Source organism: Nocardia yamanashiensis (genome assembly GCF_021183565.1).
Lineage (GTDB): Bacteria > Actinomycetota > Actinomycetes > Mycobacteriales > Mycobacteriaceae > Nocardia > Nocardia yamanashiensis.
The window spans coordinates 7,629,139-7,642,900 of record NZ_CP089226.1; the positions used below are offsets into that span (position 1 = coordinate 7,629,139).

Below are 13,762 nucleotides of genomic sequence, written 5' to 3' on the forward strand. Positions count from 1 at the left end.
ATGCTTTGGTCATCAGATTCGATACGGCGGCCGATGCTTTCGCGAAGCTGGTCGTCGCCAACCCGCGGCGGTTGGCCGACGCGACGGTGGTGCCCGGTGGCACCGGCGATATTCTGGCGGTCGACCCCACCGGGACGGATCTGCTGCTGATTCCGCGAAATACCCCGTACGACGGCGATGTGCTCGAGGTCCGCAGGGTGCACGATCCGCGCTCGGCATACCGTCTCGCCGGTATCGAGGAGCGAGGCTCGGCCGGTATCCGGCCGCCGGACCTCTTCCTCACCGATCAAATCGTCGAAGCCAACTACTTCGGCCTGTCCGGTCCGGAATTCCACCCCGAGGTGCGGGCCTGGAATCGTGCCGACGGCTCGGCCGCGGAATCCCAGGTGCTCTCGGGCGCGGCCGTGGGGCAGGCGGGCGAGGATGCGCCGTTCTGCAAGGTATCCGGCCCGCGGGTGGTGCCGGGCGCGACCCTGGTGTTCTGTTCATGGCGGGACCGCGTCGAGCTCATCGGCTTCAACCCGCACTGACCGCCCGATCGTTGCCGTCCGGAACGACCTTGCTATAACCGAGGCATGAGCCTCGACCCCGCTATCGCCGCCCGTCTCAAGCGCAATGCCGAGGGGCTGTTCGCTGCCATCGCGCAGGAGAAGAGCACCGGGGATGTGCTGATGATGGCTTGGATGGATGACGAGGCCCTCGCTCGGACGATCGCGACGCGGAAGGGGACGTACTACTCGCGGTCTCGGGAGCAGTACTGGGTGAAGGGGGAGACCTCGGGGCATACGCAGTATGTGCACGAGGTGCGGTTGGATTGTGATGGGGACACCGTGCTGCTGATCGTGGATCAGGAGGGGGCGGCCTGCCACACGGGGACGCATACCTGCTTCGATACCGATGTGCTGCTGGCGCAGGGGGATGTGCTGCTGGGGGGCGCGGAGTAGCTGGGGCGCGGGCGTTCTCAGTGGACGGGGGGTCGTCCGGAGCGGCCCAGGCCGCGGGCCATGCCCTTGTCGAGCTGGGCGACCAGGGTCTCGCCGAGTTCGAGCAGCTGTTTGGTCTGTTCCTTGTCGAGGCCGTCGAAGACGAGGCCGCGCACGGTTTCCAGATAGCCGGGGGCGGCTTCGGTGACCTTGCGGAAACCGGCCTCGGTCAGGACCGCCTGGGCGCCGCGCCGGCCGGCGATCGAAACGCGTTGCGCCCAGCCGAGGCGTTCGAGTTTGGAGATCACGTGCGAGAGGCGCGATAGCGATGCGTTTGCCTTCTGGGCAAGCTCACTCAGTTGCAATCGGTGCCCTGGTTCTTCGGAGAGCAGGGTCATCACGAAGTATTCGAAATGGGTAATCCCGGACTCGCGTTGCAGCTGAGTGTCCAGTGCGGCGGGCAGGCGAGTGGTGAGGGCCACGAGGGTACGCCAAGCTCGCTGTTCCATCGGATTCAACCACTTGGTCACCGTGCGCGCCCTCTCGTAGCAGCCAAGTGACTTGTTGTGCCGGTGGCTCTGTCGGCTGGCGGAAGAGGAACGGCGAGTCACCCGCACGTTGAAGTTTGCCACGATTTCGCTCAACCGTCACGGGGTTGCTCAATGACGTGACATCGATCACGCGTGTCGCCACGCGGCTCAGTTCGCGCCGAGGTCCGGGGGATTAGCTGGGATTTCCGGCGACACGCGCTGCTTTTCTTGTTCCGCCCGTTGTTTCTCGGCACGATGCCGGCGGAATCGCCTGCGCACCACCAGAAATGCCACCAGCAGGAACAATACGGCGGCGGCGATGGCGCCGGTCATCGCCGCTCCGCGAAAGGCCGGCGCGTCGACATCGAGAATGCGTTGTCCGGCGTGTGCGGCATTGGAGTTGCCGAGCACGATGGTCAGCGTCATCAAATTCGGGACGGCGAGCACGACGGCCAGCACGGCGGAAGCGCCCGCAATAAACGGACCACCCCGTTTTTTCCAAGTGGTGCCCGCGAACAGGAACAGCAAAAGCGGGATCAGCGTGCACAGCAATCCGATGATCAAGCCGTACCAGATGCCCTTGGAGAAACTGCCCGACACCATTTCCGCGATGCGCTGCGCCCACCAACGCGGAATGAACGCCGCCAGAATCAGATAGGCGATCCACAGCACGAGCGCCAGCAACAGCAGGGCAATGATGCGATTGCGCCACGTGACGAAGGACGAACTCTTCCGTTCCGGCTGTTCCGTACTGGGCGTAGTCATGTCAGCAGCGTATGCCGGAGGCGCCGGACAGGGCCGGAACGCCACTCCGGCTACGCCCCAGCGCCGCCGCGGACCAGCGCCCAGCCGCGCCGGACGCCGACGAACCGCAGCGCCGCGCCGAGAATGATCAGATACACGATCACGTACATGTTCAGCAGGATCGGCGAGACCGGCCACGACGGCGGGAACAGGAACCAGCCCACCACCACCCAGGTCTCGGTCCAGTGGTAACTCCACGCCCCGGCCGCCAGATACAGCGCCCCGGCCGCACCCCACCAGCGCGGTGCGGACTGCGCCCGGTGCACGCAGTACACGAACAACGGCACGAACCACACCCAATGGTGATTCCACGCGAACGGCGAGACCGCGCACGCCGTCATCCCGCTCAGCGTGACCCCGAGCAGCCGCTCCCCGCGCTGGTACAGCGCCGCGCTCACCAGCAGCCCCACCACCGCGACCGGCACCGCCAGCAGCAGCCAGTACCGCATCTGCACCGGATGATCCAGCAGATGCGCGACCGCCCCGCGCAGTGACTGATTGGCCGGCTGGGTATCGGGCGCGATCCGGTCCGAATGGAAGAACGTCGAGGTCCAGTACTGCCGCGAATCCGCCGGCAGCACGATCCACGCGATCAGCACGGTCGCCAGGAACGTCGCCGCCGCCGTGAGGGCCGCCCGCCACTGCCGCAGGACCGCGAACTGCACCACGAAAAACAGTGGCACCAGCTTGATTCCGGCCGCGATCCCCACCCCGATCCCGCGCGCCCGGCTGCCGTCCGGCCGTGAGAATCCCAGCAGCACCAGCGCCATCAGAATCAGATTGATCTGCCCGTAGTACAGCGTCGACCGCACCGGTTCCAGGAAGGTGCAGGTCAGGGTGATCAGCGCGCTCACCGCCGCGAGCCGCCGAGTCAGCGTGTACCCCAGCAGTTTCCAGCACAGCAGCACACATCCGAACAGCATGACCAGGTTCAGCGCCGCCCAGGTCCCGTTCACCCACCCCCACGGCACCGCCGCGATCGGCAGGAAACTCAAGGTGGAGAACGGCGTATAGGTGTAGGACAGCCCCGCCAGCGTCGGATCCTCGTACAGCGGGATATCGCGCAGCACCCGCAGCGCCCCGTCCCGGTAGATGTGCGTGTCCAGCCCGCCCGCCAGCATCCCCACTTCGCGCAGGTGGGGATCGACCGTGGCGAACAGCAACACCCCCGACAGCACCGAGGTACAGGCGAGGATGAAAAACGTTGTGCGCCCGAAGTTTTGCGCAGGCACCCGTCCATCATCCCGCGATGGCGCGCCAGCGTCCTCCGTTCTCGCACCGGTGGTGGTCGTGCTGGTCAAGCTGTGCCCCCTCGGAATTCGAATTCACGTCAGGTCGCTCGAGCAGGCGCGCACCGGATCAGGGTGCGCTGAAAGACAGATCCAGGGTTTCGAAATCGGTGACCCGCGGCGGCTGCGGGAAGGCCCGCCCGGCCGGGGCGGGCGGGAAGTCAGCCCCGGGTCCGCAGGAATTCGAGCGCTTCGTCGGCGTGCACGTTGGCGCGCAGCTCGCTCGAGATGACCTTGGCGATGGTGCGGTCGGGATCGATGACGAAGGTGGTGCGCTTGACCGGGACCAGGGCGCCGAGCAGGCCGCGTTTGACGCCGAATTCGGCCGCCACCTTCGCGCCCTGATCGGAGAGCACGGGGTAGCCGAGGGACTGCTTCTCGGCGAAGCCGGACTGCACGTCCACCGAATCGGCGCTGATGCCGACGCAGGTCGCGCCCAGGGCCTTGAATTCGCTTGCCAGATCCCGGAAATGGCAGGCTTCGGCGGTGCAGACGGGGGTGTTGGCGGCGGGGTAGAAGAAGAGCACCACCGGGCCGTCGGCCAGGAGGGATTCCAGGGTCCGCGGAGCGCCGGATTGATCGGGGAGAGAGAAGTTCGGGGCGAGCTGGCCAGCCTTCATGTTAGGCAGACTAACTGAATGAGGGTCCCGGGAGCGCAACCCCCGGGACCCCCGAAAAACCGGGTCACCCACCGTGAGCCCGTGGATCACACGCCGATCAGGGCGGCGACTTCCGGGTTCTTGATGTCCATGACATCGAGGATGCCGTGCGCCCGCAGGAACGGCTTCAGCTCCCGGATCCGATCGGTGTGCTCGGCGTACTCGTCCGGGAAGCTGCGCGGATCCAGCGCCTCCAGGGCCTTCACATACGTGACGAAAGAGGCGATGGCGGAATACTTGCCACCACCGTTCATGCTCATCATCCGCGGCGGCTGGCCCGGCATCATGCCGTGACCGACCTGCGGAGCTGCGTGCCGTGGACCCTCCGGTGCGACCGGTTGCGAGGGGTACATCTGTGTTGAACTCCTCTCGAATGGGATACCGCGTGCGACCTCTCCAAGTACTGCTGAGCAGAGTCTTCTGCCGGAGCAGGATGCCGCGAGTGTAGTGATGACCGCTTCAGGTATTCGCGGCGGAGGGTCCTGCGGCTGGGAGGGGATAGCGATTTATATCCCGGCCCCCGGGCCTGGAATGATGTGGTCATGCACGGCTCGCCTAATGACAACACCACGTCCCGGGAACAGTTCCGTGAGCTCGCGGCCGACCACCGGGTGGTCCCCGTGACCCGAAAGGTGTTGGCGGACTCGGAGACTCCGCTCTCGGCCTATCGCAAGCTGGCGGGGGACCGGGCCGGGACCTTCCTGCTGGAGTCCGCCGAGAACGGGCGCTCCTGGTCCCGATGGTCGTTCATCGGCGCGGGCAGCCCGTCCGCGCTGACCGTGGTGGACGGCGAGGCGGCGTGGCTGGGGCAGACGCCGGCCGACGCGCCCGTGGGCGGTGACCCGCTGGTCGCGCTGCGGGAGGCGCTGGAGGTGCTGCGCACCGAGCGGGTGCCCGGGTTGCCGCCTCTGACCGGCGGCATGGTGGGGTATCTGGGCTATGACGCGGTGCGGCGCATCGAGCGGCTGCCGGTCCTCGCGGCCGACGATCTGCGATTGCCCGAGATGGTGCTCATGCTGGCCACCGACCTGGCCGCGTTCGACCATCACGAGGGCGCGATCACGCTCATCGCCAATGCCGTCAACTGGAACGGCACCGACGAACGCGTGGACGAGGCCTACGACGATGCGGTGGCGCGGCTGGATCGCATGACCGAGGCACTCGCGGCGCCCGCCGATTCCACGGTCTCGGTGTTCGACCGCCCCGAACCGAACTACCGCCGCCAGCGCACCTCCGAGGAATTCGGGGCGGGCGTGCGCCGCCTGGTCAAGGAGATCGAGGCGGGCGAAGCGTTCCAGGTGGTGCTGTCGCAGCGCTTCGAGATGGAGTACGGCGGCACGCCCATCGACCTGTATCGCATGCTGCGGGCATCGAACCCGAGCCCGTACATGTACCTCATGCACATTCCGGACGGTTCCGGCGAGACCGCGTTCTCCATCGTCGGCTCCAGCCCCGAATCCCTGGTCACGGTGAAGGACGGCGTCGCCACCACGCACCCGATCGCGGGCACCCGCTGGCGCGGCGCCACCGAAGAGGACGACCTGCTTCTCGAGAAGGGCCTGCTGGCCGACGAGAAGGAGAACGCCGAGCACCTCATGCTCGTCGATCTCGGCCGCAACGATCTGGGCCGCGTCTGCGAACCCGGCACCGTGCGCGTCACCGAATACCGCCACATCGAGCGCTATTCGCACGTCATGCACCTGGTGTCGACGGTCTCCGGCCGCCTCGCGCCCGGCAAGGTCGCCCTCGACGCGGTCAACGCCTGCTTCCCCGCCGGCACCCTCTCGGGCGCACCGAAGGTCCGCGCCATGGAACTCATCGAGGAACTCGAACCCACCCGCCGCGGCATCTACGGCGGCGTGGTCGGCTACCTCGATTTCGCCGGCGACGCCGACACCGCCATCTGCATCCGCACCGCCCTCCTCAAGGACGGCACCGCCTACGTGCAGGCGGGCGCGGGCGTGGTCGCCGACTCCGACCCGGAATACGAGGACGTCGAATCCCGCAACAAGGCGATGGCGGTCCTCAAAGCCGTCGCCGCCGCGGAAACCGTCCGCGCCTTCCGTCCGGGAGAGTCGGCGCAATGAGCGATCCGGAGGGTGATCCGGCCTCGGCCGGGAGCACGAAGCGCCCGGCTGCGGCAGCGCAGGAACAGGCGAGTTCTGCTGCTGCGCAGCAGAACTCGGGGGCGAGCCGGAGCGAGGGCGGCGTCGCTGCCGGCCAGGTGGATGCCGCCGAATCGGATACGGCGAAGGCCGCCCGGGGCGCGCACGAGGCCGGAACCGATTCAGCGGCCGAGCGAGACCGATCGGCGGCAGAGCTGCGCGCGGCAGCCCATGACGCCGCCGAGCCGGAAGCTGATCGGGCGCAGGCATTGTCCGACTTGCGGGCAGCTGCCGATGACGCTGACGCGGCCGAAGCAGCCGCGGCGCAGGCCGAGGCGGATGCGCGGGCGGCCGAGACCGATGCCGCGAGTGCGGGACGTAGACCTATCGGCGCGGTGGTGCTGCTCGCAGTCGCGGCGGCCGCGCTGTGGGGGTCTTCGCGCATGACGTGGGCCAGCCTCGAGATCACCAGCGACTATGGGTTGCCGCGCACCAAGGATCTGGACGGCGGTGTCTGGTTCGGGGCGTTGACGCCACTTGCCTTGGTCTTCCTGGCCACCATCGCGGCCGTCTTCGCCACGCACGGCTGGGCGCGGCGGGGGATCGGCGTCGTGGTCGCGGTGCTGGCGGCGGTCGCGGCTGTGCCCGGGTACGCGGTTCTGGTCGGGCGCGGGAACACCGCGGAACGGGCCGCGCGACTGGCCGAATTACACGGAGGCGACCACGCGGGCGCGGTGACGACCTCCACCCTGCCCGCGGTGCTGTCGCTCGCGGGCGCGGTGGCCGCCTTCCTGGCCGGTCTGCTGCTGGTCCGGACCTCGTCGACGGCCGCCAAGATGTCCGGCAAGTACGACAATCCGGCCAAACGGAAGCTGTCGGCGGCCGAGCAGGTCGCCGAGCATCACGTGCGTTCGCAGCAGGCCGAATACGGGTCGCCGCAGGGCGGTGAACAGCAGCTTTCCGGCCGCGTGCTGTGGGATGCGCTCGACGAAGGCGTCGATCCGACCGATATCGAAACCAATACCCCTGCCGCACACGATGATCCAGGTAGCGGGGACGCGGGTCACCACGCCCGCTGAGCAGGTGGGGGACCGGAACCCGGTCGCCCGGACAGACCCGGCGTCAAGCACGGGAACATAGCCATTTACTCTTTATCAGCATCGGTGAGACAGCGCCTGGGGGGATTTCTCAGGCAGCAAGTCCGTCTCCCCAGAAAGGATTCGAGCCAGATGACGGTACTCGACTCGATTCTCGACGGGGTCCGCGCGGATGTGGCCGCGCGCGAAGCCCTCCTGGACTTCCAGGCTGTGAAGGCCGCCGCCGCCAAGGCCCCTTCCCCGCGTGACGCCAAGGCCGCGTTGCACGCGGACGGTATCGGCGTCATCGCCGAGGTGAAGCGGGCCAGCCCCTCCAAGGGCGCGCTCGCGGACATCCCGAACCCGGCCGACCTGGCCCGCGCCTACGAGGACGGCGGCGCCCGCATCATCAGCGTGCTGACCGAGCAGCGCCGTTTCGGCGGTTCCCTCGCCGATCTGGACGCCGTGCGCGCCGCGGTCGACATCCCGGTCCTGCGCAAGGACTTCATCGTCGGCCCGTACCAGATCCACGAGGCCCGCGCGCACGGCGCGGACGTGATCCTGCTGATCGTGGCCGCCCTCGAGCAGGCCGTGCTGGAATCCCTGATCGATCGCGCCGAATCGCTCGGTATGACCGCGCTGGTCGAGGTGCACACCGAAGAGGAAGCCGACCGCGCCCTGCTGGCCGGGGCCAGCGTGATCGGCGTGAACGCCCGCAATCTGAAGACCCTCGAGGTGGATCGCGACGTGTTCTCGCGTATCGCCCCCGGCCTGCCCAGCGAGGTCATCCGCGTGGCCGAGTCCGGCATTCGCGGCACCGCGGACCTGCTGGCCTACGCCGGTGCGGGCGCGGACGCCGTGCTCGTCGGCGAGGGCCTGGTCACCAGCGGTGACCCGCGCGCCGCGGTGGCCGAGCTGGTCACCGCCGGAACCCATCCCTCCTGCCCGAAGCCGGTCCGGCGGGGCCGGTGAAAGAGCCGATGACACAGACGAACATCCCCGGTAAGAACACCCTCGGCCTGCCCGAGGCCAGTGCGGGCGTCGCGCACAAGAGCGCGCACGAACCGGATACCGGCGGCCATTTCGGCGTCTACGGCGGCCGCCACGTGCCCGAGGCGCTGATGGCCGTGATCGAAGAGGTCACCGCCGAATACGAGAAGGTGCGGCTGGACCCGGGCTTCCTGGGCGAGCTGGACCGCCTGCAGCGCGACTACACCGGCCGTCCCTCGCCGGTGTTCGAATGCAAGAACCTGGCCCCGCACGCGGGCGGCGCGCGCATCCTGCTGAAGCGGGAAGACCTGAACCACACCGGATCTCACAAGATCAACAACGTGCTGGGCCAGGTGCTGCTCGCCAAGCGCATGGGCAAGACCCGCATCATCGCCGAGACCGGCGCGGGCCAGCACGGCGTCGCCACCGCCACCGCGTGCGCGCTGCTCGGCCTGGAATGCATCATCTACATGGGCGCGGTCGACACCGTGCGCCAGCAGTTGAACGTGGCCCGCATGCGGCTGCTCGGCGCCGAAGTCGTCAGCGTGACAACGGGTTCGCAGACGCTCAAGGACGCCATCAACGAGGCGCTGCGCGACTGGGTCACCAATGCCGACCGCACCTACTACTGCTTCGGCACCGCCGCGGGCCCGCACCCGTTCCCGCTCATGGTGCGCGACTTCCAGCGCATCATCGGCCTGGAGGCGCGCGAGCAGGTGCAGGCCATGACCGGCCGCCTGCCCGATGCCGTAACCGCTTGCGTCGGCGGCGGTTCCAATGCCATCGGCATCTTCCACGCCTTCATCGACGATCCGTCGGTGCGCCTGATCGGCTACGAGGCCGCGGGCGACGGCGTCGAAACCGGCCGCCACGCCGCCACATTCACCGGCGGCTCGCCCGGCGCGTTCCAGGGCGCGTACTCGTACCTGTTGCAGGACGAGGACGGGCAGACCATCGAATCGCATTCCATCTCCGCGGGTCTGGACTACCCGGGCGTCGGCCCGGAGCACGCCTACCTCAAGGACACCGGCCGGGCCGAGTACTACCCGATCACCGATACCGAGGCCATGGACGCGCTCATGCTGCTGAGCCGCAGCGAGGGCATCATCCCGGCCGTCGAGTCGGCGCACGCGGTCGCGGGCGCGCTGAAGCTCGGCCGGGAGCTGGGCGAAGGCAAGATCATCGTGGTGAACCTGTCCGGTCGCGGCGACAAGGACATGGACACCGCGGCCCGCTGGTTCGGGCTCTTCGACAAGGAGGCCGAGGCGTGAGCCAGCAGTCCCGTCTCGCCAATACCTTCGCCGCGGCCCGCGAGGAGAACCGCGCGGCCCTCATCGGCTACCTGCCGGCCGGTTACCCGGATCTGCAGGGCTCCATCGACGTGTGCCGCACCATGGTCGAATCCGGTTGCGACATCATCGAAGTCGGCGTCGCCTACTCCGATCCGGTGATGGACGGCCCGACCATTCAGCGCGCTGCCGAACAGGCTCTCGCGGGCGGCGTGCGGGTGCGCGACGTGTTCAAGGTCGTGGAGGCCATCTCCCAGGCCGGCGGCAAGGCCGTGGTCATGACCTACTGGAATCCGGTGCTGAAGTACGGCGTCGAACCCTTCTCCCGCGATCTCGCGGCGGCGGGCGGTCTCGGGCTCATCACGCCGAACCTGATTCCGGAGGAGGCCGACGACTGGTTCATCGCCTCGTCCACCCACAATCTGGATCGCATCTTCCTGGTCGCGCCGTCCTCCACCGAGGAGCGCCTGGTCAAGACCCTGGAAGCCTCGCGCGGATTCGTCTACGCCGCCTCCACCATGGGCGTGACCGGCGCCCGCGACGCGGTATCGGACATGGCTCCGGCGCTGTGCGCCCGGGTGCGCGCGCACTCCGACATCCCGATCGGCGTCGGCCTGGGTGTGCGCAATGGCGCGCAGGCCGCCGAGATCGCTTCCTACGCGGACGGTGTCATCGTCGGTTCGGCGCTGGTGAGCGCCGCCGCCGAGGGCCTGGGCGCGGTCGCGAAGCTGACCGAGGAGCTCGCCCACGGCGTGCGCTCGGCGGGCGTCGCCTCGTAATTTCCCGAACGGCGAAGGGCGCGTATCGAACTCGATACGCGCCCTTTTCGCATTCCGCAGAATGGTCTGTGGCTACTGTTTGGCAAACTAACGAAAATGGTCGAATTCGTTTGTCAAGCATGCTTTATCGCCCTTAACCGTGCGATTTGAGGAGGCGCTGAGAAGTTAGTTAATGTTCAGCAATATGTTGAGCATTCTCGCACCCGCACCTCACAAGGAGCGGTTGCCCGACAACGAGGTCGATCCGCTCTACAAGCGGCTGCGCTGGCAGATCTTCATCGGCATCTTCTTCGGGTATGCCGCGTACTACCTGGTTCGCAAGAACTTCGCGCTGGCCATCCCGTACCTCACCGACGGCGAGCACGGCGATTACTCCAAAGGCCAGATGGGCCTGGTGCTTTCGGCTATCTCGCTGTCCTACGGCATCTCCAAGTTCGTCATGGGGCTGATCTCCGACCGCTCCAATCCGCGCGTCTTCCTGCCGCTGGGCCTGGTGCTGTCGGCGAGCGTCATGCTCTTCATGGGCTTCGTGGAATGGTCCACCTCCAGCGTGCTGATCATGTTCGTGCTGCTGTTCGTCTGCGGCTGGTTCCAGGGCATGGGCTGGCCGCCGTCCGGGCGCACCATGGTGCACTGGTGGTCGCAGAAGGAACGCGGCGGCATCGTCTCGGTGTGGAACACCGCGCACAATGTCGGCGGCGGCCTGCCGCCCCTGCTGTTCCTGATCGGCATGGCCTGGTTCCACGACTGGCGCTCGGCGTTCTACATGCCCGCGTTCCTGGCCATCGCGGTCGCGATCTTCGCGTACTTCATGATGCGCGACACCCCACAATCGGTGGGCCTGCCGCCGATCGAGGAGTACAAGAACGACTACCCGCCGGATTATTCGGCCAAGGACGAGCAGGAGCTCACCGCCAAGCAGATCTTCCGGCAGTACATCCTGCCCAACAAGCTGCTCTGGTACATCGCGTTCGCGAACGTCTTCGTGTACCTGCTGCGCTACGGCGTGCTGGACTGGTCGCCGACCTATCTCAAAGAGGTCAAGCACTTCACCCTGGACAAGTCCTCGTGGGCGTATTTCCTCTACGAGTACGCGGGCATCCCGGGCACGCTGCTTGCGGGCTGGATGTCGGACAGGGTGTTTCGCGGCAATCGCGGCGCCACGGGCGTGTTCTTCATGGGCCTGGTGACGGTGGCGATCATTGTGTTCTGGATGGCTCCCGCCGACAGCCCCGGCATCAGCATGGCGTGCATGATCGTGATCGGCTTCCTGATCTACGGTCCCGTCATGCTGATCGGCCTGCACGCGCTCGAACTGGTGTCGAAGAAGGCTGCGGGCTCGGCGGCGGGCTTCACCGGCCTGTTCGGCTACCTCGGCGGCTCGGTCGCGGCCAGCGCCGTAATCGGTTACACCGTGGACCATTTCGGCTGGAACGGCGGTTTCGCGATTCTCATCGGCGGCGGTATCGGAGCGGTGCTGTTGCTGATTCTGACCATGGTCAGCGAGAAGAAGCACAAGGAACAAATGGAACTGGTGGAGGCGCGCTGACGACGGCGAGTCGCGGCGTGGCGACCGGCAGCGGTGCTCTCGGATCAGATTCCAGTACGGTGGGCGCGTGACCTTACGAGCCCTTGCCGAGAGCACCGGCGCCGACGTTCTGGCCTACATTCCCAGCCCCGCCCGCGGCGTCTGGTACCTCGGACCCTTCCCGCTGCGGGCGTACGCGCTGTGCATCATCATCGGCATCGTCGCGGCCATCTGGCTGGGGGAGAAGCGCTGGCAGGCGCGCGGCGGACAGGCCGGCATGGTGCTGGACGTGGCCATGTTCGCGGTGCCGTTCGGTCTGATCGGCGGGCGGCTGTACCACGTGGCCACCGACTGGGAGAAGTACTTCGGGCCGGGCGGGCGCCCGGGCGACTTCTGGAAGGTGTGGCAGGGCGGTCTCGGCATCTGGGGCGCGGTGGCGCTGGGCGCGTTCGGCGCCTGGATCGCCTGCCGCATGTACCGAATCCCGTTGCCCGCCTTCGGTGATGCGGTGGCGCCCGGCATTCTGCTGGCGCAGGCCATCGGGCGGCTCGGCAACTACTTCAACCAGGAGCTCTACGGCCGCGAGACCACCCTGCCGTGGGGTCTGGAGATCTACGAGCGGTACTCCGGCGCCACCCCGGACATGATGAACGGCACCTCGTCCGGCGTGATCATCAAGATCGTGCAGCCCACCTTCCTGTACGAGATGGTGTGGAATTTGCTCGGCGTGGCGGTGCTGCTGTACCTGGATCGCAAGTTCCGGATCGGGCACGGGCGGCTGTTCGCGCTGTACGTGGCGATCTACTGCTTCGGGCGGTTCTTCGTCGAGCTGCTGCGCGATGACGAGGCCACCCACATCGCGGGCATTCGCATCAACTCCTTCACCTCCGCGGTCGTATTCCTCTGCGCCGTCGCGTATTTCGTGTTCGCGACCAAGGGCCGGGAGACACCGGAGCAGCTGCGGCCGGGCATCGAGCGGCCGTGGCCGTGGCAGCTGGGCGCGCTGCGGGCCTTCGGCGCGGCGGGCGCGGTGGCATCCGAACCGGCGGGCACGGTGGCATCCGAACCGGAGGCCGGCTCCGAATCACCGTCCGACGGCAACGAATCCGGCGAGCCCGGCGATAACACCGCAGAATCCGGCGATTCCGAGCCGGTGGCGAAGGACGATGTGAAACTCGACAAGACGGACAAGGTCGACTCGGGCAAGAATGACTCCTGACCACCCGGTATCGGGCTGACCGGCCCGGCGTTTCAGGAGGATCGAGTGACCGACCCGTTCAACAAACAGCCCGAACAGGGCCCGCAGTACGGCGCGCCCGGCACGGGCCCGCAGTACGGTCAGCCGCAGCAGCCCTACGAGCAGCCGCAGTTCGACCAGCAGCAGCCCTACGGCGCGCAGCCGCAGCCCCAGTACGGTCAGCCGCAGTACGGCCAGCAGCCCTACGGCGCACCGGGTTACGGTCAGCCCACGCCCTACGGCGCGGATCCGGAGGCGCCCTTCGGCCGCAATGTGTTCGGCGTTCCGTACTCGGACAAGAGCAAGCTGACCGCGGGCCTGCTGCAGATCTTCCTGGGCGGCTTCGGCGTCGGCCGCTTCTACCTGGGCTACAGCACCATCGGCGTGCTGCAGCTCGTCGTCACCATCGTCACCTGCGGGGTCGGCAGCATCTGGGGTCTGGTCGACGGCATTCTGATCCTCGTCGACAAGGTGCCGGACCCGCAGGGCCGCCCACTCAAGGACTAGCGCCGGGCGCGCGACACACCGACTTCGGCGGGCACCACCGGGCAGG

General features: G+C 67.6%; 15 protein-coding genes. 10 read left to right on the top strand and 5 right to left on the bottom strand.

The genetic code is table 11. The annotated features are described in order from the left end of the window. Window positions 1-5 precede the first annotated feature (5 nt). Together LTV02_RS35100 and hisI are read left to right on the top strand one after the other, a co-directional pair. Window positions 6-530, top strand: coding sequence for a hypothetical protein (locus LTV02_RS35100; protein ID WP_233035865.1), 525 nt, complete (start codon window positions 6-8; stop codon window positions 528-530). A 45-nt stretch (window positions 531-575) separates the two neighbouring features. Then, window positions 576-944: a phosphoribosyl-AMP cyclohydrolase gene (gene hisI, locus LTV02_RS35105; RefSeq protein ID WP_233035866.1), complete on the top strand. Its 369-nt coding sequence runs from the start codon at window positions 576-578 to the stop codon at window positions 942-944. 17 nt (window positions 945-961) lie between these two features. Here the strand turns inward: hisI and LTV02_RS35110 are convergent, their stop codons facing one another. The 5 genes from LTV02_RS35110 to LTV02_RS35130 all read right to left on the bottom strand — a co-directional run bounded on the left by LTV02_RS35110 (window position 962) and on the right by LTV02_RS35130 (window position 4,558). Beyond that, window positions 962-1,432, bottom strand: coding sequence for a MarR family winged helix-turn-helix transcriptional regulator (locus tag LTV02_RS35110; protein ID WP_233041847.1), 471 nt, complete (start codon window positions 1,430-1,432; stop codon window positions 962-964). Window positions 1,433-1,621: 189 nt separating this feature from the next. After that, on the bottom strand, window positions 1,622-2,218 hold the full coding sequence (locus LTV02_RS35115) for a permease (protein WP_233041849.1): 597 nt from the start codon (window positions 2,216-2,218) through the stop codon (window positions 1,622-1,624). 50 nt (window positions 2,219-2,268) lie between these two features. Beyond that, window positions 2,269-3,489, bottom strand: a complete 1,221-nt coding sequence (locus LTV02_RS35120; RefSeq protein WP_233035867.1) for a glycosyltransferase 87 family protein — start codon at window positions 3,487-3,489, stop codon at window positions 2,269-2,271. 218 nt (window positions 3,490-3,707) lie between these two features. Next, the gene (locus tag LTV02_RS35125) at window positions 3,708-4,166 is read right to left on the bottom strand and encodes a peroxiredoxin (protein ID WP_067717053.1); all 459 of its coding nucleotides are present in this window, start codon (window positions 4,164-4,166) and stop codon (window positions 3,708-3,710) included. 86 nt (window positions 4,167-4,252) lie between these two features. Beyond that, on the bottom strand, window positions 4,253-4,558 hold the full coding sequence (locus LTV02_RS35130) for a hypothetical protein (RefSeq protein ID WP_067717050.1): 306 nt from the start codon (window positions 4,556-4,558) through the stop codon (window positions 4,253-4,255). A gap of 189 nt (window positions 4,559-4,747) precedes the next feature. Here LTV02_RS35130 and LTV02_RS35135 point away from each other — a divergent pair, with 189 nt between their 5' ends. The 8 genes from LTV02_RS35135 to LTV02_RS35170 all read left to right on the top strand — a co-directional run bounded on the left by LTV02_RS35135 (window position 4,748) and on the right by LTV02_RS35170 (window position 13,716). Then, on the top strand, window positions 4,748-6,292 hold the full coding sequence (locus LTV02_RS35135) for an anthranilate synthase component I (protein WP_233035868.1): 1,545 nt from the start codon (window positions 4,748-4,750) through the stop codon (window positions 6,290-6,292). Further along, window positions 6,289-7,389: a TIGR02234 family membrane protein gene (locus tag LTV02_RS35140; RefSeq protein WP_233035869.1), complete on the top strand. Its 1,101-nt coding sequence runs from the start codon at window positions 6,289-6,291 to the stop codon at window positions 7,387-7,389. The genes LTV02_RS35135 and LTV02_RS35140 overlap by 4 nt, the downstream gene beginning before the upstream one ends. A 150-nt stretch (window positions 7,390-7,539) precedes the next feature. Further along, complete coding sequence (gene trpC, locus LTV02_RS35145) at window positions 7,540-8,358, top strand: indole-3-glycerol phosphate synthase TrpC (protein WP_233035870.1); 819 nt, start codon at window positions 7,540-7,542, stop codon at window positions 8,356-8,358. Window positions 8,359-8,366: 8 nt separating this feature from the next. Further along, entirely contained in the window at window positions 8,367-9,647 is a 1,281-nt protein-coding gene (gene trpB / locus LTV02_RS35150; RefSeq protein WP_233035871.1) for a tryptophan synthase subunit beta, read from the top strand. Further along, on the top strand, window positions 9,644-10,444 hold the full coding sequence (gene trpA / locus LTV02_RS35155) for a tryptophan synthase subunit alpha (protein WP_067719656.1): 801 nt from the start codon (window positions 9,644-9,646) through the stop codon (window positions 10,442-10,444). The genes trpB and trpA overlap by 4 nt, the downstream gene beginning before the upstream one ends. 172 nt (window positions 10,445-10,616) lie before the next feature. Then, window positions 10,617-11,993 (top strand): glycerol-3-phosphate transporter, encoded by a 1,377-nt coding sequence (gene glpT, locus LTV02_RS35160; RefSeq protein WP_233035872.1) that lies wholly within the window; start codon window positions 10,617-10,619, stop codon window positions 11,991-11,993. Between the two features lie 67 nt (window positions 11,994-12,060). Then, on the top strand, window positions 12,061-13,191 hold the full coding sequence (gene lgt, locus LTV02_RS35165) for a prolipoprotein diacylglyceryl transferase (protein ID WP_233035873.1): 1,131 nt from the start codon (window positions 12,061-12,063) through the stop codon (window positions 13,189-13,191). A gap of 45 nt (window positions 13,192-13,236) precedes the next feature. Then, on the top strand, window positions 13,237-13,716 hold the full coding sequence (locus LTV02_RS35170; protein ID WP_233035874.1) for a TM2 domain-containing protein: 480 nt from the start codon (window positions 13,237-13,239) through the stop codon (window positions 13,714-13,716). Window positions 13,717-13,762: the final 46 nt, after the last annotated feature.